Here is a 23,548-nt window from a genome sequence, read left to right on the forward strand (position 1 = left end):
AGATGAACCACGTCCTGACCGTCGTCGGCAACCCTGCCGAAGCCGCCCTCACCCCCCAGCACATGGCCGATATCGCCCTCGCCCTCGATCACGCGGGCGCCGAGGTCGAGGACCCGGTCTGGCTCGGCGACGGCATCGCGGCCGACCTGCCCTTCGACGGGCTGGATTTCGTCACGGCCGAGAAGATCGCCGACATGGCCCTGGCCGGCCTGCCCTTCGACCGGCTGGCCCAGGCGGACCTCGGACGGGCCAAGCGCCTGCTGATCGCCGACATGGATTCGACCATGATCACGATCGAATGCATCGACGAATTGGCCGATTTCGCCGGCCTCAAGGCCGAGATCGCGGCGGTGACCGAACGCGCCATGCGCGGAGAGCTGGATTTCGAGAGCGCCTTGAAGGAGCGCGTCGGCAAGCTGAAGGGCCTCTCCGAAAGCGTGCTGCAGACCTGCTACGACGAGCGCGTGCGCTTCACCCCCGGCGCCCGCAGCCTGGTGCGCACCATGGCGGCGAATGGCGCGCACTGCGCCCTGGTCTCCGGCGGCTTCACCTTCTTCACGAGCCGCGTGGCCGATTTCCTGGGCTTCCACGAGAACCGCGCCAATACGCTCGAAGTGGCCGACGGCGCGCTGAGCGGCACGGTCGCCCTGCCGATCCTGGGGGCGCACGCCAAGCTCGAGGCGCTGCGCGGCCTGACCGCCCATTTCGGCCTTTCGCCCGACGAGACGCTGGCGGTCGGCGACGGTGCCAACGACCTGCCCATGATCGAGGCCGCCGGCCTCGGCGTCGCCTTCCGCGCCAAGCCGAAGGTGGCCGCCGCCGCCCGGGCCAAGGTGACCCACGGCGACCTGACCGCCCTGCTCTATTTCCAGGGCTACAACCGCGACGAATTCGCGGTCTGAGCGACCCTGGTCATCCGAACAGCGCCGCCAGTTCGTCCGGATCGATCGCCGGCACCACGCGGCCCTTCCGCCCCGCCATGGTCTCGGCCGCCAGCATGGCGTTGACCACGGATTCCTCGACCGCCTCGACTGCCGCCATGTAGAAGGCGTCGAGGTCGTCGTTCGGCACCGCGTCCAGGTGGAACAGCTCGGGTTCCGGCAGGGGGCCGAAGTCGTTGGCGGTCGAGAAGGCGAAGAAAATGTCGCCGGAGGAATTGCCGGACGGCGTGCCGTTCCGGCCGATGCCGATCGCGGCCCGGCGCGCCAGGCGCTCCAACTGGCCGGGCAGCAACGGCGCATCGGTCGCCAGCACGACGATGATCGAGCCCGTCTCCTTCCGCCACACCGGCGGCGGCAACAGCTTTTCGCCGACGCGGACGCCGCAGACCTCGAACCACGGCCCGCGCCCGTGGTTCGCCTGCACGAGGCAGCCGAGCGTATAATCCCCGGCGCGGACGGCGACGCGGCGGGAGGCGGTGCCCGTGCCGCCCTTCCATTCATAGGCGATCATGCCGGTACCGCCGCCGACATTGCCTTCCGCCAACGGCCCGGTCGCGGCGGCGTCGATCGCGGCCAGCACGTCGGCCTCGGTCACATGCAGGCCCTCGATCTCGTTCAGATAGCCGTCATAGGTCTCACCCACCACGGGCAGCAACCAGAGCTGTTCCACCTGTTCCGGGAAGCGCTGCATCATCCAGCGGTTGACGCCATGGTGCACCATGCCGATCGAGGCCGTGTTGGTGATGGCGATCGGCCCGGTGGACCAGCCGCCGTCGCGCACCCAATGCGATCCCGTCATCTCGCCGTTGCCGTTCATCGAGAAGACGCCCGACCAGACCGGGTGCAGCAGCTTGCCGCGCGGGCGCGACAGGATCGCGGTGACGCCGGTCCTGACGGGGCGGTCGGTATCGATCAGCGTGGTGTAACCGACCTCGACGCCCGGCACGTCGGTGATGGCATTGAAGGGACCGGGCGTACCCCGGAACGGCAGGCCGAGGCCGCGGGTGCGGCGGCGCCCGTTCGGGCCGGTTTCATGCGGATGACGTGTCATGTCTGATTCCGAGGGCAGGACTGCATTGCCTTTCTCGATATTCCCCCGACACCCCGGCTTTGTCATCCTGGCCGCCCGGAAAAGGCACGCAACGGAGGAACATCCCGATGAACATCGATCTTTCGGGCAAGACCGCCCTGGTCACCGGTTCGACCTCCGGCATCGGCAAGGCGATCGCCATCGGCCTCGCCAAGTCGGGCGCCGCCGTCGTGGTGAACGGCCGGGGCCAGGGGCGGGTCGACGCCGCCGTCGCCGCCGTACAGGCGGCCGCCCCGGGCGCTTCCGTGCGCGGCATCGCGGCCGATGTCGGCACCGCCGAAGGGGCTGCCACGCTTGCCGCCGCCCTGCCCGCGGTCGACATATTGGTGAACAATGCCGGCATCTTCGAGCCCAAGGGCTTCTTCGATATTCCGGATGCCGATTGGACCCGCTTCTTCGAGGTCAATGTCATGTCCGGGGTGCGCCTGTCGCGCGCCTATATGCCGGGGATGCTGAAGGCCAATTGGGGCCGCATCGTCTTCATCTCGTCCGAATCCGCCCTGCACATTCCGGCCGAGATGATCCATTACGGCATGACCAAGACGGCCGAACTGGCGATCTCGCGCGGTCTCGCCGAAATGACCGCGGGCACCGGGGTCACGGTGAATGCGGTGCTGCCCGGTCCGACCCGTTCCGACGGGGTCGAGGATTTCCTGAAGGCGCTGGCGGCCGAGGCCGGCACCTCGGTCGACGAATTCGCCGCCAATTTCGTCAAGCAGCTCCGCCCGACCTCGCTCCTCCAGCGTTTCGCCTCGGTCGAGGAAGTGGCGAATATGGTGGTCTATGCCTGCTCCAAGGAAGCCTCGGCCACCAATGGTGCCGCCCTTCGGGTCGAAGGCGGCATCGTGCGCACGATCGTCTGAGAAGGGCCCATGAAGGTCCTGATCGTCTTCGCCCATCCCGAACGGCAGAGCTTCAACGGCGCCATGGTCGATGCCGCAGTCGCGGCGCTCGAAGCCGCGGGCCATACGGTCGTGGTGAGCGACCTCTACCGCATGGGTTTCGATCCCGTCTCGAGCCGGGCCAATTTCACCTCGGTCAAGGATCCGGACTATCTGAAGCTCCAGATCGAGGAAATGCACGCGACCGAGGTGGGCGGCTTTTCGCCCGAAGTGGAAGCGGAAATCGAAAAGGTCGAAGCCTGCGACCTGATGATCTTCCAGTTCCCCCTCTGGTGGTTCGGCCTGCCGGCGATCCTGAAGGGCTGGGTCGACCGGGTGATGGCCATGGGGCGGACCTACGGCGGCGGCCGCTTCTATGCGACCGGGCCGTTCCAGGGCAAGAATGCGCTGCTCTCGGTCACCATCGGCGGCCCGCCCGAGAATTACCGGAAGGGCGGCTTCAACGGCGACATCACGGCGATCCTCCGCCCGATCCACCGGGGCATCCTGCAATTCCTGGGCTTCGAGGTGCTGGCGCCGGAATTGCACCACGGGCCGGCGCGGGCGACGCCCGAACAGCGTAGCGCCTGGCTCGCCGCCTGGCAGGCCCGGCTCGCCGCCATCGGCCAGGAAAGTCCCTACGACGTCGGCCCCTACTGAGGAAAGCGGCCGAGCACCACGCGCTCGATCCCGGCGAGGTCGCGGCGGGTGGTGACGGGGCCGAGGCCCGCCGCCTCCATCAGCTCGGCCACCGCCGCCGCCTGGCCGATCCCCACTTCGAAGGCGACGATGGCGCCCGGTGCCGCCACCGGCGGCAGCCTGTCCAGGATGGTGCGATAGGCGCCGAGCCCGTCGCCGCCCGGCGTCAGCGCCGTGCGCGGCTCGAACAGGCGGACTTCGGGGGCGAGGCGGGCCATGTCCGCCTCCGGGATATAGGGCGGGTTGGAGACGATGACGTCGAAACGCTCGTGCAGCCCGTCGCTCCAGTCGCCCTCCTGGATGCGGGCACGGGGAGCGAGGCCCAGGGCCTGCATATTCTCCCGCGCGACTGCGGCCGCCGCGGCCGAGCGGTCGACACCGACGCCGGTCGCCGCCGGACATTCGGTCAGCAGGGCGGCCAGGATGCAGCCGGTGCCGGTGCCGAGGTCGAGTAGGCGAAACGCCTTCCAACGGCGGAGCCCGATCACGGAGAGGACTTCCTCGACCAGCGTCTCGGTGTCCGGCCGGGGATCGAGCGTCGCCTCGGTCACCTTGAAATTCAGGCTCCAGAATTCGCGCCGGCCCAGGATCTGGGCCATCGGGCGGCGGGCGGCGCGCTCGGCCGCCATGGCGTCGATCCTCGCGGCCGGCGCTTCCGCCACCGGGTCGTCGCCATGGGCCAATATGGCGGCGCGGTCGAGGCCCAGGACATGGCCGACGATCAGTTCGGCATCGCGCCGCGGCCCTTCGACGCCGGCCATGCGAAGCCGCGTGGCCGCCTCGTTCACCAGGGATTTGACCGTCGGCCCGCCCACGATCAGGCCTGGCCGTCGAGATCGGCGAGCCTGGCCGCCTCGTCCGCGGCGATCAGGGGCTCGATGATCTCGTCGAGCGCTTCGCCCGAGATCACCTTGTCGATCTTGTAGAGGGTCAGGTTGATGCGGTGGTCGGTGACCCGCCCTTGCGGGAAATTATAGGTGCGGATCCGTTCCGAGCGGTCGCCCGAGCCGACCTGGCCCTTGCGGTCGGCCGCGCGTTCGGCGTCCGCCTTCTCGCGCTCGAGTTCATAGAGCCGGGCGCGCAGCACCTTCATGGCCTTGGCCTTGTTCTTGTGCTGGCTCTTCTCGTCCTGCTGCTGGACCACGAGGCCGGTCGGCAGATGGGTGATGCGCACGGCCGAATCCGTGGTGTTCACCGACTGGCCGCCCGGGCCGGAGGAGCGGAAGACGTCGATCCGCAGGTCCTTCTCGTCGATCGCGATGTCGACTTCCTCGGCTTCCGGCAGCACCGCGACGGTCGCGGCCGACGTGTGGATGCGGCCGCCCGCCTCGGTCGCCGGCACGCGCTGGACCCGGTGCACGCCGGATTCGAATTTCAGCCGGGCGAAGACGCCGGCGCCGGTGATCGAGGCGATCACTTCCTTGTAGCCGCCGTGTTCGGCCTCGGATTCCGACATCATCTCGACCCGCCAGCCGTGCAGCCCGGCATAGCGGGTATACATGCCGAAGAGATCGCGAGCGAAAAGCGCCGCCTCCTCGCCCCCGGTGCCGGCGCGGATTTCCAGGATGGCCGAGCGTTCGTCGGCCGCATCCTTGGGCAGCAGGGCGACGGCGACGGCGCGCTCCAGGCCCGGCAGGGCTTCGCCCAGGTCGCGGCGTTCCGCTTCCGCCAATTCGCGCATTTCGGCATCGGCGGCGGGATCAGCGATCATCGCGTCGAGATCGGCCAGTTCGCGGCGCTTGGCGCGCAAGCCCCGGATCGAGGCGACCACCGGCTCCAACTCGGCCAATTCGCGCGACGTCTTGGCGAAATCGCCGGATGCGAGCTGCCCGCCCGCCAGTTCCGCCTCGAGCGCTTCGTGGCGGAGCAGAATACGTTCGAGCTGGTCCTCGCGCACCATGATCAGCGATAGGCCGCCAGCGCGGCCTCGACATCGGCGAGCGGGATCGCCGCCTCGTCCCGCGTGTCGAGGTCGCGGCGCTTGACGACGCCATTGGCCAGTTCCTCGTCACCCAGCAGCAGGGCGACACGGGCGCCGTTCTTCGAGGCCCGTTCCAGCCGCTTGCCGACATTGCCGCGATAGGTCTGGTCGACCACGAAGCCGGCCCGGCGCAGCCGGTGCACGAGGCGCAGCGCCTCCGCCTCGGCCGCCTGCCCGATCGCGACGACGGTGAGCGCCCGGGCCGGGGCCGGGGGCGGCGCGATCATCATGGCCAGGCGCTCGATGCCGGCGGCGAAGCCGATGCCCGCGGTCTGCGGCCCGCCCATCAGCGCGATCAACCCGTCGTAGCGCCCGCCGCCCAGCACCGTGCCCTGGGAGCCGAGGTCGGTCGTCACGAATTCCCAGGCCGTGTGGCTGTAATAGTCGAGCCCGCGCACCAGGCGCTCGTCGACGACATAGGGAATACCGAGGGCATCCAACCCCGCCTTCACCTTGGCGAAGAATTCGGCGGAGGCTTCGTTCAGATAATCCTGCAGGCGCGGGGCATCGGCGACGATCACCCGGTCCCCCTCGTCCTTCGAATCGAGGATGCGCATCGGGTTGCGCTCGAGGCGCTTCAGGCTGTCTTCCGAGAGCCTGTCCTTATGGGCCGAGAAATAGTCGATCAGGGCCTGGCGATAGGCGAGCCGGCTCTCGGTATCGCCGAGCGTGTTGAGGCGGAGCTCGACCCGCGCGCCGAGGCCGAGGGCATGCAGGAAATCATGGCCGAGGGCCAGCACCTCGATGTCGGCCGCCGGCTCGGCGACACCCAAGAGCTCGATGTCGACCTGGTGGAACTGGCGAAGCCGGCCCTTCTGCGGCCGCTCGTAGCGGAACATCGGGCCGTGGCCGAACAGTTTCAGCGGCAGGTCCTTGGCGAGCCCGCCCGAGATGAAGGCGCGGGCGATGCCGGCGGTCATCTCCGGGCGCAGCGTCAGCGACTCGCCGCCCCGGTCGGTGAAAGTATAGGTCTCCTTCGAGACGACGTCCGAAGTCTCGCCCAGGGTCCGGTGGAAGACTTCGGTGAATTCGAAGATCGGCGTCTCGATTTCCTGGAAGCCGTAAGAGGTCGCGACATCCTTGAAGGTCGCCACGATATGGGCATGGCGCCGCGCGTCCTCGCCCAGAAGGTCGTGGGTCCCGCGAACGGATTGCAGCGCTGCCATGATGGTCCTCGAATATCCAAAGGCTTCGGCCACGGCGGGATCCCGCCCCGCCATGGCCCGTGAATTCGGTTTGTATCGCTATTCGGCGGCTGCGGGAGCCGCGTTTTTCGTCGCTTCGATCTCGGCCGCGCGCTTCTCGACCAGCTCGACGACATGGTCGATCAGGTCGCCGTCGGTCACCTTGTGGTCGGTCAACCCGTTCACATAGACCATGTGATTGCCGTTGCCGCCGCCGGTGACGCCCAGCATGGTCTCGCGCGCTTCGCCCGGCCCGTTCACCACGCAACCGATGATCGAGAGCGTGATCGGCGTCGAGATATGCGCCAAGCGCTTTTCCAGCACTTCGACCGTCTTGATCACCTGGAACGCCTGGCGGGCGCAGGACGGGCAGGAGACGATGGAAACGCCGCGGTGCCGGAGGCCGAGCCCCTTCAGGATCTCGAAGCCGACCTTCACTTCCTCGACCGGCTCGGCCGAGAGGGAGACGCGGATCGTGTCGCCGATGCCGGCCCAGAGCAGGGAGCCGATGCCGATCGAACTTTTCACCGTACCGGTGATGAGGCCGCCCGCCTCGGTCACGCCGAGGTGGAGGGGATAGTCGCAAGCCTCCGCCAGGCCCTGATAGGCGGCCACGGCCAGGAACACGTCGGACGCCTTCACACTGATCTTGAATTCGGTGAAGTCGTTGTCTTCCAGGATCTTGGCGTGGTTGAGCGCGGATTCGACCATGGCCTCGGGGCAAGGCTCGCCATAGCGCTCCAGGAGCTCGCGTTCGAGCGAGCCCGCATTGACGCCGATCCGCATCGAGCAGCCATGGTCCTTGGCCGCCTGCACGACCTCGCGGACGCGCGCGGCCGAGCCGATGTTGCCCGGATTGATGCGGAGACACGCGGCGCCGGCTTCCGCCGCCTCGATCGCGCGCTTGTAGTGGAAATGGATATCGGCGACGACCGGTACCGCGGATGCCTTGACGATCGCCTTGAGCGCCTTGGTGGCATCCTCGTCCGGGCAGGAGACGCGGACGATGTCCACCCCCGCGGCCTCGGCCGCGCGGATCTGGGCGATGGTGCCTTCGACGTCGGCGGTGACCGTATTGGTCATGGTCTGCACCGAGATCGGCGCATCGCCGCCCACGGGCACGGAGCCGACCATGATCTGCCGGCTCTTGCGGCGGACGATCTGGCGATAGGCGCGCACGGTCATGGGGTCAACGTCCCGCGCCTCAAGCCGGCGGCTTGGCGGCGCCTTCCAGCAGTTTCTCGGGATCGAGCGGCACGTTGCGGCGCACCTGCCCGATGGCCCCGAGGCTACCGAGCGACTTGCCGTCGACGATCACTTCGACCGCGCCCGCATTGCCGGTGACGAGAACGACATCCGGCCGGGCAGGCACCACGTAAGTGTCGCCCGCGCGCAGGATCTTGGTGAAGAGGATTTCGTTGCCCGCCCCCTGGACCTGGACCCAGGCGGCGTCGGTCGCCTTCAACACGACCCGGCCTTCGGCATTGGGCGATGGCACATGGGTGGTGGCGGCAGTGGTCACCGGCGCCGGAGCGGCGGCCGGCGGCGGGGCCGCGACATCGGTCGGCAGCGGCGTGGGCATCGAGCCCGGAGGGGCCGCCACCACACTGGGCAAGGCACCCGGCACCGCAGGCGCGCCCGGTGCCACGGTCAACGCCGGCAGGGTCGGGGTGATGGAGACGGCGGCGCTGGACGCCGGTTCAGCGGCCGGGGCCGGCATCTGGGCGGCATAGGCCGAGGTCGGATCATTGGACGCGGGCGCCTGCACGGCTGGGGCCGCCGCGGCGACCGCCCCCGGACCCGGCTGGGGCGCGGGCGCATCGGCCAGTTCGGCAGGTACCGAGGGCACCACTTCGGCCGGCAGCGTATTGGTGCGCGAGACGTAGTAATAGCCGCCGTAGACCAGCACCAGGAGTACGATCGAGAGCGAGAGCACGCGCCCGGTCGGGAATTTGGCTTCCTGGACCGGAGCCGGGAAATTCAGCGGTTGCGGCTCCGGGGTGCGGTTCAGCTCCGCCTTGAAGGCGGCCACTGCCGCCTCGCCGTCGAGGCCGAGGAAGGTCGCGTAGGAGCGGAGATAGCCGAGAGCATAGGTCAGCCCCGGCGTGCCCTCCGTCTCGCCCCTTTCGAGAGCGTCGAGATGGGCGGGCTTGATCCGCAGCGCAGCACCAATCTCGGCCGTGGTGCGGCCATAGGACTGGCGCGCCTCCCGAAGCTGGGCGCCGACACCGGAATAATAGGATTCCTCAGCCGGAACTTCGACATCCGGCTGAACCAGATACGGCTTACGTCTGCCCTGTGCCATCGAAACTCTCGCAACGCCCCGGTCGGCGAAATAACGCATGACAACCGGATGACTGATTCAGGCCGCCCCGGCGAACGACCTCGACCCTTCGAGAAAGCTGCCGCCAACATAAGAAGGTCGGCACATGAACGCAACTCGGTTAATCGCCCGTTTCATCATACACTTACGGCTGCGACAAAGACGCCACTCAGATGGCGACGCCGTGGTCGCGCGCAAAACTCTCGATCTTGCCGCGCAGCGTGCGATCGGGCCCGTCGATCAACCTTTCGAGGTAGGCGCGGAACTCGCCGACGTTCAAGCCGCGCAGCATCGCCTTCACCGGCCCGATCGACACCGCGTTCATCGAAATCGAGCGGAAGCCCAAGCCGAACAACGCCATGGCTTCGAGCGGCCGCCCGGCCATTTCGCCGCAGAGCGAGACCGGCACGTCGGCCGCGGTGCAGGTGGCGCAGATGTCGCGCAGCAGCTTGAGCGCCGACGGCGCCAATAGGTCGTAGCGCCCGGACACCTTGGGATTGCCCCGGTCGGCCGCGAAAAAGAACTGCAGCAGGTCGTTCGAGCCGATCGAGATGAAATCGACCAGCGGCAGCAGGGCCGGCAACTGATAAGCGAGCGCCGGCACTTCAAGCATGGTACCGACCCGGATCGCCGCCGGCAGCGGCCGCCCCAGGCGTTCGAGCCGGCGCCGTTCGACCTCGAGGATCTGGCGCGCCTGGCGGAATTCGGCGACGTCGGCGACCATCGGGAACATGACCGACAGCGTCTTGCCGGCGCCCGCGATCAGGAGCGCGCGGAGCTGGTAGCGGAGCAGCGCCGGCCGGTCGAGCACCAGGCGGATTGCGCGCCAGCCCAGCGCCGGATTCTCTTCCCGCTGGCCGACCATATAAGGCAACACCTTGTCGCCGCCGACATCGAGGGTACGGAAGATCACCGGGCGCTCGCCGGCCGCGTTCAGGACCTGGGCATAAAGCTCGATCTGGGCGGCCAGCCTGGGCATGGTGGCCGAGACCATGAACTGGAGCTCGGTCCGGAACAGGCCGATGCCGTCCGCCCCGGTCTCGTCCAGGTGCGGCAGGTCGACGTGCAGGCCGGCGTTCATATAGAGCTTGACGGCGATCCCGTCCCGCGAGACCGCCGGCATGTTGCGGTACTGGGCATATTCCGCGCGCCGCTCGACCCGGATACGCAGGTTCTCGGCAAACGCAGCCGAGACTTCGGGAGAAGGACGGAAGATGACCTGGCCGGTGTCGCCGTCGGCCACCACCACGTCGCCCGGCTCGATCCGCTCCAGCACCCGCTCGCAGCCGCCGACCAGGGGAATGCCTAAGCCGCGGGCGACGATTGCCACATGGCTGGTCGGCGAGCCCTCCTCCATCACCACGGCCTTGAGGCGCGAACGGTCGTAGTCGAGCAGTTCGGCCGGGCCCATGGTGCGGGCGATCAGAATCGCCTCTTCCGGCAGGACCTCGCCGGCCGCCGTCTCGGACTTGCCGACCAGGTGGCGCATCAGCCGATTGGCCAGGTCTTCGAGGTCCGACAGGCGCTCGCGCAGATAGGGATCGGTGACCGAGCCCATGCGGGCGCGGGTTTCCATCTGCACGCGCTCGACCGCGGCTTCCGCTGTCAGGCCGGACTTGATCGCTTCCTCGATCTTGTCGCGCCAGCCGCGATCGTGGGCGAACATGCGATAGGTTTCGAGGATGTCGCGGTGCTCGCCCGCCGGCACCATGTCCTCGTCCGCCAGCATGGCATCGATACGCCGACGCAGCGAGGAGATGGCGGTGGCGAGGCGATTGAGTTCGGCCTGGGGATCCTCGGCGATCAGGCGATCGACCGCGACGCGCGGCTCGTGCAGCACGGCGACGCCCATGGCCAAGCCTTCGGCGAGGCCGACGCCGTCGTAGATATAGGGTTCGGAACGCCTCGAATCGACCGCGGTATATTCGGCCGGATCGACCAGATCGCCCTGGCCGACCAGTTCGGCCAGCACCATGGCGATGGTCTGCAGGGCGTCGATCTCGTCTTCGTCGTATTCCCGCATGGTGCGGTTCTGCACGACGACGACGCCGACGACGCGACCGGCCCGGATGATCGGCACGCCCATCAGGGAGTGATAGATCTCTTCACCGGTCTCCGGCAGATAGGCGAACTTGGGATGCGACTGGGCGTCCGGCAGGCTCAGCGGCAGCGCGGTCTCGGCAATGGTACCGACCAGGCCCTCGCCCACCTTGAGGAAGGCCTTGTGCACCGCCTCGGGATTCAGGCCCTCGGTGGCGAAGAGTTCGAGCCGGGAGCCCGAGCGCAGCAGATAGATCGAGCACACGTCGGCGACCATGTTGGCCGCGATGTTGCGCACGATCTTGTCCAGGCGCTCCTGGGCCGTCCCCGGCCCCGCCATGACTTCACGCAGGCGCCGAAGGAGGACACGGGGGCCGCCCACCGCGCCCGCCATGGCTCAGGCCCGGAGCGGCGTCGGAGCCGCGCCCACGTCGGGAGCGACCGCGTGGAGCGCCAGGCGGGAGGCCAGCGCATCGGCCGCCTGGGTCACCAGCTCCTGGATGATCTCCGCCGCCGGCTGTTCGCGCGTCACCATGCCGACCGACTGGCCGGCCATCAGCGAGCCGTTCTCGACGTCGCCGTCGATCACCGCGCGGCGCAGCGCGCCGGCCCAGAAATGCTCGATCTCCAGCATGGCGGCATCCTTGTCCACTTCGCCCCGGTTGAACCGTGCCACGACATCGGCCTGGGTCTCCATGAAGCGGCGCGTGCCCTGATTCTGCAAGGCGCGGACGGGAATGACGGGGAAGCGCGGATCGAGCTGGACGGAGGGAATCGCGTCGCGGGCGGCGGCGCGGATGAAGGCCTTCTTGAAATTGGGGTGCGCGATCGATTCGGTCGCGCAGACGAAGCGGGTGCCGAGTTGCACGCCCGCGGCGCCGAGTTCGAGATACATGGCGATCGCCTCGCCCCGGCCGATGCCGCCGGCGACGAAGATCGGCACTTCGCGGATCTCGGGCAGGATCTCCTGGGCCAGCACGGCGGTCGAGACCGGACCGATGTGGCCGCCCGCTTCCATGCCTTCGATCACCAGGGCGTCGACGCCGGAACGGACCAGCTTCTTGCCGAGCGACAGCGCCGGCGTGAAGCAGATCACCTTGGCGCCCGCCGCCTTCACCTTGTCGATCGCGGTCTTGGGCGGCAGGCCGCCGGCCAGCACCACATGGCCGACCTTGGCCGCGATGCAGACGTCGACCAGCTCGTCGAGCTGGGGATGCATGGTGATCAGGTTGACGCCGAAGGGCTTCTTGGTCAGCGCCTGGGTGCCCGCGATCTCCGCCTCCAACAGGGCGGGGGTCATGGCGCCGCAGGCGATCACGCCGAAGCCGCCGGCATTGGAGATCGCCGAGACCAGGTGGCGTTCGGAAACCCAGGACATGGCGCCGCCCATGATGGCGGTCTCCGTGCCCAGGAATTCCCGGCCCCGCTGCCAGAGCCGATCCAGAACCGTGCGACCGCTGCCCGCTTGGGTCATCGTACTTCCTTCAGAACAGGGCCGCTCAAGCGGCGGCATCGAGCCCATAGGCGGTGTGCAGGGCGCGGACGGCGAGTTCGGTATATTCCGCCGCCACCAGCACGCTGATCTTGATTTCCGAGGTCGAGATGACCTGGATGTTGATGCCCTTTTCCGCCAGCGTGGTGAACATCTGGCGGGCGATGCCGGCGTGGCTGCGCATGCCGACGCCGATGACCGAGATCTTGGCCACATTGCCGTCGGTGTGCAGGTCGCGGAAGCCGATCTTCTCGCGGTTGTCCTGCAGAACCTTGATCGCCAGCGCGAGGTCGGCCTTGCCCACGGTGAAGGTGACGTCGGTCGTCTTGCCGTCGTCGGCGACGTTCTGGACGATCATGTCGACATTCACATTGGCATCGGCGAGCGGGCCGAAGACGGCGGCGGCGACGCCCGGCCGGTCGGCGACCTTGAGCACCGTGACCTTCGCCTCGTCGCGGCTGTAGGCGATGCCGGAGATGAGTTCCTGTTCCACGATTTCGTCCTCGTCAACCACCAGCGTGCCGGGCTTGTCCTCGAAGCTCGACAGAACCTGAACGCGGACGCGATGCTTCATCGCCATCTCGACCGAACGGATCTGTAGAACCTTGGCGCCGACCGACGCCATTTCCAGCATCTCTTCGTAAGTGATCTTATCAAGCTTACGGGCCTTCTCGACAATCCGCGGATCGGTCGTATAGACCCCGTCGACATCGGTGTAGATGTCGCAGCGATCGGCCTTCATGGCCGCCGCCAGCGCCACCGCCGAAGTGTCCGAACCGCCGCGGCCGAGCGTGGTGATCCGGTGATCCGGCCCGATGCCCTGGAAGCCGGCCACCACGGCGACCTGGCCTTCCTTCATGCGGCGCTCGATCTCGGCGGTGTCGATCCGCTCGATGCGGGCCGAGCCATGGGCGCCGTCGGTCTCGATCGGGACCTGCCAGCCGGCCCAGGAGCGGGCCGAGACGCCGAGTTCCTGAAGCGCGATCGCCAGGAGGCCGGCGGTCACCTGCTCGCCGCTGGCGACCACCGCGTCATATTCGCGGGCGTCGTGCAGGGGGGCGATGTCGCGGCAGTAGCCGACCAGCTTGTTGGTCTCGCCCGACATGGCGGAAACCACGACGGCGACTTCGTTGCCGGCGTCGACCACGGCTTTGACCCGACGCGCCACATTCTTGATGCGTTCGACAGTGCCGACGGACGTGCCGCCGAATTTCAGGACCAGGCGTGCCATGCGCGTGGTAACTCCAAGGCGATGCAGGCAAGACCGGCCATCGGAGAAGACTGGCCGGCCGCAAAAGGCGCGTATACATATCCCCCGTGCCGCCCAGAGGCAAGGCGGCTGCCCGATGATTGGCCCGATGATTGAACGGACGACCCAAATGGCAGGCGAAGCGAACGCACGCACCACGATCGACCCCGGCGAGGTCGCCCAATTCTCGGCCATCGCCGAGGAATGGTGGGACCCCGCGGGCAAGTTCAAGCCGCTGCACAAGTTCAACCCGACCCGCCTCGCCTATCTGCGCGAGACGATCGGCCGCCATTTCGGCCGCCCGGCGGCGGATCTGAAGCCCTTCGCCGGGCTCCGCCTGCTCGACATCGGCTGCGGCGGCGGGCTCCTGTCGGAACCCATGGCGCGCCTCGGGGCCGAGGTGGTGGGGGCCGACGCCTCGGAAAAGAACGTCAAGGTCGCCGCCCTGCACGCCGAACAATCGGGCCTGCCGATCGATTACCGCTGCACCACGGCCGAGGACCTGGCCCGTGCGGGCGAGCGATTCGACATCGTGCTGAACATGGAGGTGGTCGAGCATGTCGCCGACCTGAACCTCTTCATGGCGGCCTGCGCCAGCATGGTGAAGCCCGGCGGCGTCATGGTGACCGCGACCTTGAACCGCACCCCCAAGGCCTTCGCCCTGGCCATCGTCGGCGCCGAATACGTGCTCCGCTGGCTGCCCCGCGGCACCCACCATTTCAACAAATTCGTGAAGCCGAGCGAACTCGCCGCCGCACTCCGCCCGACCGGCCTCGAGACCCGCGGCTCGACCGGCGTCAGCTACAACCCGCTGGCCGACGAATGGCGTCTGTCGCGCGACATGGACGTGAACTACATGGTCTTCGCGGTCCGGCCATGAGCGACGAACCACTTCCGGACCCGGATCCGTTCGAAACGTTCATCGAATGGGCCAGCGACGCCGATCGCCGGGCCTATGCCGACCTGGGCAGGCCGGATGCGCCGGTAGTCGACCCGGACGACTCTGCCGCCGGCACCAGCAAGCCGTAAAGCCGGCAAGCCGGTAGCGCGGCGCACCCTACTGCAGCACCATCTCGACCCGGCGGTTCTTGGCCTGGCCGTCTTCGCTCGCATTGGAGGCGAGCGGTGCGAGCGGGCCGAGGCCCTTCGGGGTCAGGCGGGCGGGCGCGATGCCGTATTTGGAGACGAGGGCGGCGACCACCGCCTTGGCCCGGCGCTCCGAGAGGGCGAGGTTGTAGTCGAGCCCGCCTTTGTTGTCGGTATGACCAGTGACATAGACCTTGGCGGTCGGGTTGTCGGTCAGGAATTTGGCCATTTCGGCGAGCTGGGGCTCCGATTCCGGCTTCAGCTCCGCCTTGTCGAAATCGAAATAGATGCCGTAGAAGACCACCCTGCCCTCGCCGCCCAGCTTGCTGCCGATCTCGGCCGCCTTCACGGTCTCGATCCGCCGCTCCATCGGCTTGGGCTCGACCACTTCGAGCAGGACCTGGGTGGTATTGGTCAGGGCATGGCTGATGTTGCCGTTGCTGCCCCCGGTCATCACCACCGTATAGACACCGACCAGCGAGGTGCCCTCCGGCGCCACCTTCTTGAGAAGGGCGTAGCGGACATCCTTCACATAGTCGAACACGGCCGGGATGAACGACTGGCGGGCATTGTCGTAGCCCGAGCCGACCACCAGCGCCTGCTTGTTGTCCCAGGAATATTTCAGGCTCGGGAAGGCTTCGCCGCAATCCTCGGCGGCGCATTGGAAGGCGATCTCGAAGCCCTTGGCGGTCAGCGCATCGGTGAAATTGCGCAACACCTCGAGGGTCGAACGTTCCTCGTTGATCAGATAGATCGTGCGGGTGACTTGGCCTTCCGCCCGCTCGCGCTTGTCCCAGGCGGGGCTGGAATAGCTCTTGCCGAGCGCCGGGCTCGACGGCAGCAGCAATTCGTCGAAAGGCTTCTTGGTCTGCGACAGGATGACGGAGCCGCCATAGCGCCCGGTCAGCGGATTGTCCGCCGACTTCGGCGCGTCGCTGGTCAGCACTTTCTTCAGCCTGGGTTCGATCTCGTCGTCGGCCAAGGCGGCCTGCGCGGCGACGCAGGACAGCAGCGCGGCCGCGACGGCGCCCGCGAAACGCGTGAAACGAATCGGCATGATCTGCTGGCTTCCCCCGGTTCGGCAGGGGGAAGACGCTACCCCGGCGCCGGGGCGCCAGCAATGGCGCCTCAGGCGTCTTCCCGTTCGATCCAGGGAATGCGGGCGATGGGCACGCCCTCGTCGTCGAGCGCCTTGGCTTCTTCCGGCGTGGTCTCGCCGTAGATGCCGCGGGATTCGGCCTCACCGTGATGGATCTTGCGCGCCTCGTCGGCGAAACGGTCGCCGACATAGTCGCAATTGGTCTCGACCGCCTTCCGCAATTCTTTGAGCGCGGCGCGCATCTCGGCCTGCTGCTCGGCCGCCTTGGCCGATTTCTCGCGGCTGACGCCGGTCGCGACATTGGTCGCCTGGGGGCCGCGCGTCACCTTGGTCGCGCCGCAGGTGGGGCAGGCGACCTTGCCCTGGCGGGCCTGTTTCTCGAATGTGGCGCTGTCCTTGAACCATGCCTCGAAGACATGGCCCTCGGGACAGCCGAGGTCGTAGACGATCATGTCCTTGATGTGACGGCGCGAAGCCGCTTTGGCAAGGCCCTATCTGTCGAACGGCAGAGGGGCGTCCGCCTTGGTCAGGGGTTTCAGCGCGGCCCAGGAGAGCGTGCAGTCGTAGCCGCCTTCGGCATAGGAGCCGAGGGCATAGGGCGCGTAGTGGATGCGAACGCCGTCGCCGTCGAAGCCCCAGTTGGCGATGTCGCCGATGCCGTCGGCCAGTGCCTCGTCGCCGAGGGAATCCGCGATCAGCTCTTCCGGGACTTCGCGCTTGTGTTTTTCGGCCGTGACCGAGGCGCGGCAGAGCGGGATCAGGGCGGCCTTGCCCTTGGCGTCGATCACGTCGTCGAGCTTCAGGGCGCGCCCCGCCTCGGGCAGGAAATTGACCACCACGTTGTAACTCATGCCGTGGGCGCCGCCGGTATATTCGTAGATGTCGAAATCGACCGAGACGAAACGCCCCGAGGCATAGCCGATGCGATAGCCGACGATCCGGCCATACGGCCCTTCCTCGGAGCCGATGTCGGTCTCGCTGGCGCCGGCCGCCTTGGCCAGGAGGCCGTTCAACTGGTTCATCGCGGGCGTCTGCGGCTCGACCACCTGGGGCCGGATGATCGAGACCTCGAGCTGGGCCGCTTCGTCGACGTCGCGCAGGATCACCGGCGCGAAGCGCGGCGCGTCCGGCCCGGCGAAGACCGGCGCAGCCGAGAGGAGTCCGGCCCGGTCAGTCGCCATGCGTGCCAGGCATTCGGCATCCGGCGTCGCCTGGCCCTGGTCGGGATAGGTCATGCAGATATCGTTCCGGCGCTTCACCCAGTCGCGCTGATCGTCACGCAGGGCCTTCTGCTGCTCGGCGTCGAGCAGGGCCTTGGCCGCGGCATAGGCGGCCGACATGGCATCGTCCGCGGCCTTGGCGGCGGGATCGGCGCAGATCGCCTTTTCGATGTCGGTCTTCGCCTTGGTGCAGTCGAAGGCGAGGGCGGCGCCGGGAGCGGCCAGCACCGCGGCGACAGTGGCGAGCGGAAGCAGGCGCATCACGGCCCCTCGAACAGACGGTCGTGCTTCAGGGCCGGGATCCGGCCGCGTGCCGTCCCGACCAGGTCGAGGTCGAGATCGGCGGCGACGAAGCCCACCTCGGTGCCGCCGTCGGCCAGCACCACGCCCCAGGGATCGATGATCAGGGAATGGCCGTAGGTCTGGCGGCCGTCCTCATGGGTGCCGGTCTGGCCCGGCGCGATCACGAAACAGCCGGTCTCGATCGCGCGGGCGCGCTGGAGGACATGCCAATGGGCTTCGCCGGTGATCCTGGTGAAGGCGGCGGGCACCGCCAGGATCTCCGCCCCGCCCTGGGCCAGCCTTCGGTAGAGCGTGGCGAAGCGAAGGTCGTAGCAGATCGTCAGGCCCAGTTTGGCACCCTCGACCTCGGCCACCACGGCGCGCTCGCCCGGGCGGTAGGAGGCGCTTTCGCGGAAACTCTCGCCCCCCGGCAGGTCGACGTCGAACATGTGGATCTTGTCGTAGCGCGCCTTGATCGCGCCTGCGGGATCGATCAGGAAGGCCCGGTTGGCCAGCCTGTCCTGCCCCACGTCGATCGGCAGGGAGCCGATCAGCAGATGCACGCCGAGTTCGGCCGCCAGGGCGCGGAAGGCGGGCAGCGCCTGGTCCTCGTCCTCGGTCCGGATCTTGGGGCGCATCGCCTTCTTGTCCCGCTCCATGAGCGAGGTCATCTCGGGCGTGGCGATCAGGCGGGCGCCGTCGGCCGCGGCGGCGCGGATCAGCCGGCTCGCGGTCTCGACATTGGCGGCCACGTCCCGTCCCGCGGTGATCTGGACACAGGCAACGCGCAGGACGGACATGAAAAACTCCCGAGGCTCAGGCAGCGCTCAGGAGGGTATCCAGCTTGCCCGCGCGATCAAGGGCATAAAGGTCGTCGCAACCGCCGACGTGGGTTGCGCCGATGAAGATCTGCGGCACGGTGCGGCGGCCGCCCGCGCGCTCCGTCATCTCGGCGCGCTTGGCGGCGTCCATCGAGACGTCGATCTCGTGATAAGTGACGCCCTTTTCCGCGAGGAGCTGCTTGGCGCGGTAGCAATAGGGGCAGATCTGGGTCGTATAGATGGTGACGTCGGTCACGGTCGGGCCCTCCGGCGGCTTCACCCCAATAACGTGGTGCAGTGCGAAAAGATCCTCAAGCAGGATCTCCCGCATGGACGACCCGCGCCACGGTCAGGAGATCGACGCGGGCGGCCCCGGCCGCCTTCAGCGCCCGGCAACAGGCATCGGCAGTAGCGCCGGTGGTGAAGACGTCGTCGATCAGCACGAGGTGGCGCCCGGCGATCCGGGGCTTGGCCGCCGCCGCCACCTCGAAGGCCCCCGCCACGTTACGCAGGCGGGCGAGCCGGCCGAGCCGGCCCTGGGGCGGCGTCGGCCGCCGGCGCAGCAGCACGTCCGGCCAGACGGGCGTGCCGGACAAGGCGCCCACCTGGCGCGCCAGTTCGGCCGCCTGGTTGTAGCGGCGGGCCAGGCGGCGCTGCCAATGGAGTGGAACGGGGACCAGGGCATCCGCGCCGTCGAGACAATCGGCGCCGGCCTGGACCAGCAGCCGGCCGAGCGCGGGTGCCAGATCCAGCCGGTCGCCATGCTTGAAGCGGAGCAGCAGGTCGCGAATCGGCCCGCCATAGCGCGCCGCCGCCCTGGCATGGTCGAAACGGGGCGGCGCCGCGATACAGGCGGCGCAGAGCGTACCCGCCGGTACCGGCAGTTCGAAGGGCAGGCCGCAACAGACGCAGAGCGGGGCCGAGATGAAGGCCACCCTGGGCCAGCAGGCGGCGCAGAGCCGGCCCGGCGCATCGACACCGGCATCGCAGCCGAGGCAGACCGGCGGCAACAGGAAGTCGAGAAGGCGCGTCGCCCCCCGCTTCGTCCATCGCTGCAAGCCCCTCGCGATCATGCCCGCATCGTGCCATAGAAGGGCGCATGAGCGCAGCACCGCCCACCCCCGACGACATGCTGGTGTTCGACCGCCGCGCGGTCGCCCGCCACCGGACGCGGGCCGCCACGACCCTGGCCCAGCACGATTTCCTCTTCGCCGAGATCGCCGACCGGGTGGCGGACCGGATCCAGGACATCGACCGGCGCTTCCCCCTCGCCCTCGACCTCGGCTGCCACGACGGCGCCCTCGGCCGCCATCTGAAGGCGAGCGGCAAGGTCGATACGGTGATTTCCGCCGATCTGGCGCCCGCCATGGCGCAACTGGCCGGCGGTACGGCGCTGGTGGCGGACGAGGAATGGCTGCCCTTTGCCGACGGCAGCTTCGACCTGATCGCCTCGGCCGCCTCGCTCCACTGGGTGAACGACCTGCCGGGCACCCTGGTGCAGATCCGCGACGCCCTGAAGCCGGACGGTTTCTTCGCCGCCTCGATGATCGGCGGCGGCACGTTGACCGAACTCCGCCAGGCCTTCCTCGCCGCCGAGGCGCGGGTCGAGGGCGCGGCCTCCCTCCATGTCTCGCCCTTCGTCGATCTTCGCGATGCCGCCGGCCTGATGCAGCGCGCCGGCTTCGCCATGCCGGTCGTCGACCTCGAGACGATCACCGTCACCTATGGGGACGTCTTCGGCCTGATCCGCGACCTCCGCGGCATGGGCGAGCAGAACGCCCTGGCGGCGCGGCGGCGGAAGCCCTTGCGGCGCGAGACCGTGCTCGCCCTGGCCGAGGAATATCAGGCCCGTTTCGCCGGCCCCGACGGCCGCATCCCCGCGACCTTCGAGATCGTCACCCTGACCGGCTGGGCCCCCGGCCCCGACCAGCCGGTGCCGAAACGCCGTGGCACCGCCACCCATCGGCTGGCCGATGCGCTGGGCGTCCCGGAAATCGGCACCGGCGACAAGGCCGGCTAGCTCAGGCGGCGAGCGCCAAACCGGCGGCGAGATCGGCGAAATCCCGCGCCGGCAGGCAGGGCCTTGCCGCCATTTCGATCACCGCGGTGAAGGCTTCGGCCGGGGCTGCCGCCCGCATCCCGGTCAGCATGCCGAGCCGTTCGGCCGGGGTCATGGCGGGCAGCATCAGGCGCATATAGGCGATGTTTTCTTCCGGCGTCAGGCTGGCGATGATGCCGCCCTCGATCGCGCGGATTTCGTCGTCGCTGAAATGGGCGTGCAGCAGGGGCTGGGTCACCGTCTCTTCGACATGCATATGGGCGAAGTCCTCCGCGATGAAGGCGGAAAAGGCGAGATAGAGGGCCTGGGCCGCCGCCGCTTGCCCCGCCGCCGGGGCGGTTTCCAGGGCGGCGATCAGCTCGCCCAACTGGTCGAAGCGCAGCAGGTGGTGGCCGTGCTGATCCTCCAGCACGCGGGCCACACCGGGGGCGCGGGCTTCGAGGGCGCCGTGCAGATGGCGTTCCTCGTGGTCGAGATGAGCGCGCCCGAGGGCGAGCTGGGCGCGGAGATCGGCGCAGAGCGCCGCTCGCGCCGCCTCGTCGCCGGCATCGCAATTGCCGAGGCGGAGCAGCAGCCCGGTCGAGCCGAAGCGGAGCGCCTTGTGGATCGGGCCATAGAAATCGTGACGTGCAGACATCGGAACCTCCTTGTTCGTCGATGCCCATCCAGATAGTCCCCTGCCCGGGCCGGGGCTTCCTAAATGCTTCCTAAGTCCTGTTCGTTTTTCCTAAATTGCTCCTATCGGGATCGGCCGGAGGGGGAGCCTTGATCGACGACAGCATCGCCACCTTCGCGGAAGGTGCGGTCATGACCATTCTGGCTTCGCGCGACGGCGCCCTTCTGCCGGCGATCGGCCGCGGCCTGGGCAACCGGCGCGCGCCAGGCGGGCTGATGGATACGATGGTCTCGGCCGCGCAATGGCCGCGCCTGGTCGCCAATCTGACCCCCGGGGCGCCGGTCGCGGTTACCGTGGTCAAGCCGGACGATTACCGGACCTACCAGCTCAAAGGCACGGTCACCGCCCTCGCCCCGGCCGAGGCGGCGGATCACGACTGGTCGCAGGCCTATCGCCGTCAGGTCGGCGCAGTGCTGGCCGGGCTCGGCGTGACACCGGGGCAGATTTCCTTCTGGATGGGCGACGAAAGACTGATGCGCCTTCGCTTCCGCCCGGCCGACGTCTTCGTGCAGACCCCGGGGCCGCGGGCCGGCAGCCTGCTGGAGGGCGCGCCATGAACGGGCGCCGCTTACGCGATCTCGCCGCCTGTTTCGAAGGCGTCATCCCTTCGATCATCGCCACGGTCGACGGCATGGGCGTGCCCAATGTCTCCTACCTCTCCCACGTCCATTACCTGGACGACGGCCATGTCGCCCTGTCGAACCAGTTCTTCAGCAAGACCGCGGCCAATGTCCGGGCCGGCGGCCGGGCGGCGCTGATCGTGGTCGACGGGCGGAGCGGCGAGCAATTCCTGCTCGAGATCGCCTTCGTCGAAGCGAAGACGGCAGGCCCCCTGTTCGAGCGGATGGCGCTTCATCTCGAAGCCATGTCGGCCCAGCAGGGCATGGCCGGGGTGATGGCGCTCCGCAGTGCCGACATCTACCGCGTGCTGACCTGGGAGCCGGTGCCGGCGCCGAGTTCCGTGCTGTGGTCGCCGGCGCCGCCGGGGCCGGATGCCGCCGACCGCCTGGCCGCCAGCACCAGGCTCGCCGCCGAGATCGCCGCCTGCCGCGACGCCGATGCCATGATCGACCGCGTGCTGCAGGGCATGGCGGATGACTTCGGCATCGGACACATGATGGTGCTGATCCCGGACGAAGACGGCACCCGCCTTTCCGTCATGGCGAGCCGCGGCTACGACACCCTCGGCATCGGGGCCGAAGTGGCGCTGGGCGACGGCGTCATCGGCCTCGCCGCCAAGGCGCGCCTGCCGCTTCGCCTGGCCGACATCAGCCGGGGCCGGCGCTATGCCGCCGCCGTGCGCCAGGAAACGGCGGCCGAGACGCACAGCGTGCCCTATCCGGGCCTGGCCGAGCCTTTGAGCCAAATGGCGATTCCCCTGCTCGGCCGCGGCCAGCTCCTCGGTCTCGTCTTCGCCGAATCGCCCCGGCGCTTCGCCTTCACGCGGGAGGACGAGAATGCCCTGGCCCTGGTCGCGGGCCATCTGGCCGCCGGCCTCGCCCTCCAGGAAGCGGCGGCGGGCGAGGCCCCGGCTCCGGCGCCCGCCCCGCCGCCCGTCCCGGCCGAGGGTCGCCTCCGCATCCGCTACTATCCCTTCGACGACAGTATCTTCCTGGGCGAGGACTATCTGGTACGCGGCATCCCCGGGCGCCTGTTGCACCATTTCCTGCGCGCCCATCTGGACGAAGGGCGCACCGACTTCACCAACCGCGAGATCCGCATGGACCCGCGGCTCCGCCTGCCGGAGGTGAAGGACAATCTGGAGACCCGCCTGATCCTGCTGCGCCGAAGACTCGACGAACGCGCCGCCCCGATCCGCCTGAGCCGCCCCGGCCGCGGCCAGATCCGCCTGGAACTCGACGGCACGCCCGAGATCGAAGTGGTGACTTGAGGGGAGATGCTCGAGAACGTCGGGGAATTCACGGCAACTGCGGCTCGTCTCGACGTGGATGCCCGGGACGAGCCCGGGCATGATGCGTTGGGGCGGTAAGGGTAAACGAAGGCTGCGGCGCCTTCAGACCTGGTCCTGGATCACCGAGATCAGGGGCAGGTCGGCGGGTGGCATCGGATAGTCGCCGAGCTTCATGCGGTTGACCCAGGCGAGTTCGGCGTGTTCCTTCGCCTGCGGCACGCCTTCCCAGCGCCGGCAGACATAGACCGGCATGAGCAGGTGGAATTTCTCGTAGGCGTGGCTGGCGAAGGTGAGCGGGGCGAGGCAGGGCTCGCGCACGGTGATGCCCAGTTCTTCGTCCAGCTCGCGGATCAGGGCCTGTTCCGGACTCTCGCCCGGCTCCAGCTTGCCGCCGGGGAATTCCCAGAGCCCGGCGAGCGATTTTCCCGTCGGCCGCTTGGCGATCAGGATGCGGCGGTCGGGATCGACCAGCACGGCCGCGGTCACGATGACGATCCGGTTCATGCCTTCCCC

At 68.5% G+C, this 23,548-nt stretch carries 25 protein-coding genes; 8 read left to right on the top strand and 17 right to left on the bottom strand.

The annotated features are described in order from the left end of the window. The first annotated feature begins 2 nt into the window (after positions 1–2). Positions 3–902, top strand: a complete 900-nt coding sequence (gene serB, locus WC493_RS06480) for a phosphoserine phosphatase SerB (protein ID WP_373063737.1) — start codon at positions 3–5, stop codon at positions 900–902. 10 nt (positions 903–912) lie between these two features. On the opposite strand, the gene WC493_RS06485 is transcribed toward serB, so the two are convergent. Beyond that, positions 913–1,992 carry a P1 family peptidase gene (locus tag WC493_RS06485; RefSeq protein WP_373063739.1) on the bottom strand — a complete coding sequence of 360 codons (1,080 nt, stop codon included), beginning with the start codon at positions 1,990–1,992 and terminating at the stop codon, positions 913–915. Between the two features lie 107 nt (positions 1,993–2,099). Between WC493_RS06485 and WC493_RS06490 the strand changes: the two genes are divergently transcribed. Both WC493_RS06490 and WC493_RS06495 read left to right on the top strand, forming a co-directional pair. Beyond that, positions 2,100–2,894: an SDR family NAD(P)-dependent oxidoreductase gene (locus WC493_RS06490; RefSeq protein WP_373063741.1), complete on the top strand. Its 795-nt coding sequence runs from the start codon at positions 2,100–2,102 to the stop codon at positions 2,892–2,894. Positions 2,895–2,903: 9 nt separating this feature from the next. Further along, positions 2,904–3,572: an NAD(P)H-dependent oxidoreductase gene (locus tag WC493_RS06495; RefSeq protein ID WP_373063743.1), complete on the top strand. Its 669-nt coding sequence runs from the start codon at positions 2,904–2,906 to the stop codon at positions 3,570–3,572. Here the strand turns inward: WC493_RS06495 and prmC are convergent. From prmC to WC493_RS06535, 8 genes are all read right to left on the bottom strand, one after another. Then, entirely contained in the window at positions 3,566–4,426 is an 861-nt protein-coding gene (gene prmC, locus WC493_RS06500; protein ID WP_373063745.1) for a peptide chain release factor N(5)-glutamine methyltransferase, read from the bottom strand. The two genes, WC493_RS06495 and prmC, sit on opposite strands and share 7 nt — an antisense overlap. 2 nt (positions 4,427–4,428) lie before the next feature. Further along, a complete protein-coding gene (gene prfA, locus WC493_RS06505) occupies positions 4,429–5,511 on the bottom strand; it encodes a peptide chain release factor 1 (protein ID WP_373063747.1) in 1,083 nt (360 codons plus the stop codon). Between the two features lie 2 nt (positions 5,512–5,513). Then, complete coding sequence (hisS, locus tag WC493_RS06510; RefSeq protein WP_373063749.1) at positions 5,514–6,758, bottom strand: histidine--tRNA ligase; 1,245 nt, start codon at positions 6,756–6,758, stop codon at positions 5,514–5,516. Between the two features lie 78 nt (positions 6,759–6,836). After that, a complete protein-coding gene (gene ispG / locus WC493_RS06515; protein WP_373063751.1) occupies positions 6,837–7,961 on the bottom strand; it encodes a flavodoxin-dependent (E)-4-hydroxy-3-methylbut-2-enyl-diphosphate synthase in 1,125 nt (374 codons plus the stop codon). Between the two features lie 19 nt (positions 7,962–7,980). Then, complete coding sequence (locus WC493_RS06520; protein ID WP_373063753.1) at positions 7,981–9,081, bottom strand: helix-turn-helix domain-containing protein; 1,101 nt, start codon at positions 9,079–9,081, stop codon at positions 7,981–7,983. A gap of 187 nt (positions 9,082–9,268) precedes the next feature. Beyond that, the gene (gene ptsP / locus WC493_RS06525; protein ID WP_373063755.1) at positions 9,269–11,479 is read right to left on the bottom strand and encodes a phosphoenolpyruvate--protein phosphotransferase; all 2,211 of its coding nucleotides are present in this window, start codon (positions 11,477–11,479) and stop codon (positions 9,269–9,271) included. A 57-nt stretch (positions 11,480–11,536) separates the two neighbouring features. Continuing rightward, entirely contained in the window at positions 11,537–12,613 is a 1,077-nt protein-coding gene (locus WC493_RS06530) for an NAD(P)H-dependent flavin oxidoreductase (RefSeq protein ID WP_373063757.1), read from the bottom strand. Positions 12,614–12,638: 25 nt separating this feature from the next. Further along, complete coding sequence (locus tag WC493_RS06535) at positions 12,639–13,862, bottom strand: aspartate kinase (RefSeq protein WP_373063759.1); 1,224 nt, start codon at positions 13,860–13,862, stop codon at positions 12,639–12,641. A 148-nt stretch (positions 13,863–14,010) separates the two neighbouring features. Between WC493_RS06535 and ubiG the strand changes: the two genes are divergently transcribed. Beyond that, positions 14,011–14,760 (top strand): bifunctional 2-polyprenyl-6-hydroxyphenol methylase/3-demethylubiquinol 3-O-methyltransferase UbiG, encoded by a 750-nt coding sequence (ubiG, locus tag WC493_RS06540; protein WP_373063761.1) that lies wholly within the window; start codon positions 14,011–14,013, stop codon positions 14,758–14,760. Further along, positions 14,757–14,909 carry a hypothetical protein gene (locus tag WC493_RS06545; protein WP_373063763.1) on the top strand — a complete coding sequence of 51 codons (153 nt, stop codon included), beginning with the start codon at positions 14,757–14,759 and terminating at the stop codon, positions 14,907–14,909. The genes ubiG and WC493_RS06545 overlap by 4 nt, the downstream gene beginning before the upstream one ends. 28 nt (positions 14,910–14,937) lie before the next feature. On the opposite strand, the gene WC493_RS06550 is transcribed toward WC493_RS06545, so the two are convergent. From WC493_RS06550 to WC493_RS06575, 6 genes are all read right to left on the bottom strand, one after another. Then, the gene (locus tag WC493_RS06550) at positions 14,938–16,023 is read right to left on the bottom strand and encodes an OmpA family protein (RefSeq protein ID WP_373063765.1); all 1,086 of its coding nucleotides are present in this window, start codon (positions 16,021–16,023) and stop codon (positions 14,938–14,940) included. A gap of 71 nt (positions 16,024–16,094) precedes the next feature. Then, complete coding sequence (locus WC493_RS06555) at positions 16,095–16,517, bottom strand: DUF1178 family protein (RefSeq protein WP_373063767.1); 423 nt, start codon at positions 16,515–16,517, stop codon at positions 16,095–16,097. A gap of 39 nt (positions 16,518–16,556) precedes the next feature. Next, positions 16,557–17,546, bottom strand: coding sequence for a lysozyme inhibitor LprI family protein (locus WC493_RS06560; RefSeq protein WP_373063769.1), 990 nt, complete (start codon positions 17,544–17,546; stop codon positions 16,557–16,559). Continuing rightward, entirely contained in the window at positions 17,546–18,367 is an 822-nt protein-coding gene (locus WC493_RS06565) for a carbon-nitrogen hydrolase family protein (RefSeq protein ID WP_373063771.1), read from the bottom strand. Before WC493_RS06565 ends, WC493_RS06560 begins: the two co-directional genes overlap by 1 nt. Before the next feature lie 16 nt (positions 18,368–18,383). Further along, positions 18,384–18,644 (bottom strand): glutaredoxin 3, encoded by a 261-nt coding sequence (gene grxC / locus WC493_RS06570; protein WP_373063811.1) that lies wholly within the window; start codon positions 18,642–18,644, stop codon positions 18,384–18,386. A gap of 55 nt (positions 18,645–18,699) precedes the next feature. Beyond that, complete coding sequence (locus WC493_RS06575) at positions 18,700–19,461, bottom strand: double zinc ribbon domain-containing protein (RefSeq protein ID WP_373063773.1); 762 nt, start codon at positions 19,459–19,461, stop codon at positions 18,700–18,702. A 26-nt stretch (positions 19,462–19,487) separates the two neighbouring features. On the opposite strand from WC493_RS06575, the gene WC493_RS06580 reads away from it, so the two are divergent. Next, positions 19,488–20,408 carry a methyltransferase domain-containing protein gene (locus WC493_RS06580; RefSeq protein WP_373063775.1) on the top strand — a complete coding sequence of 307 codons (921 nt, stop codon included), beginning with the start codon at positions 19,488–19,490 and terminating at the stop codon, positions 20,406–20,408. A gap of 1 nt (position 20,409) precedes the next feature. Here the strand turns inward: WC493_RS06580 and WC493_RS06585 are convergent, their stop codons facing one another. Continuing rightward, on the bottom strand, positions 20,410–21,084 hold the full coding sequence (locus WC493_RS06585; protein WP_373063777.1) for a hypothetical protein: 675 nt from the start codon (positions 21,082–21,084) through the stop codon (positions 20,410–20,412). A gap of 128 nt (positions 21,085–21,212) precedes the next feature. Between WC493_RS06585 and WC493_RS06590 the strand changes: the two genes are divergently transcribed. Together WC493_RS06590 and WC493_RS06595 are read left to right on the top strand one after the other, a co-directional pair. Next, the gene (locus tag WC493_RS06590; RefSeq protein ID WP_373063779.1) at positions 21,213–21,680 is read left to right on the top strand and encodes a hypothetical protein; all 468 of its coding nucleotides are present in this window, start codon (positions 21,213–21,215) and stop codon (positions 21,678–21,680) included. Continuing rightward, positions 21,677–23,014: a GAF domain-containing protein gene (locus WC493_RS06595; protein WP_373063781.1), complete on the top strand. Its 1,338-nt coding sequence runs from the start codon at positions 21,677–21,679 to the stop codon at positions 23,012–23,014. The genes WC493_RS06590 and WC493_RS06595 overlap by 4 nt, the downstream gene beginning before the upstream one ends. A gap of 123 nt (positions 23,015–23,137) precedes the next feature. Here WC493_RS06595 and mutT read toward each other — a convergent pair whose 3' ends face one another. After that, positions 23,138–23,539 carry an 8-oxo-dGTP diphosphatase MutT gene (gene mutT, locus WC493_RS06600; protein ID WP_373063783.1) on the bottom strand — a complete coding sequence of 134 codons (402 nt, stop codon included), beginning with the start codon at positions 23,537–23,539 and terminating at the stop codon, positions 23,138–23,140. Positions 23,540–23,548: the final 9 nt, after the last annotated feature.

It is taken from the genome of Zavarzinia sp., assembly GCF_041650655.1.
Classification (GTDB): Bacteria; Pseudomonadota; Alphaproteobacteria; order Zavarziniales; family Zavarziniaceae; genus Zavarzinia.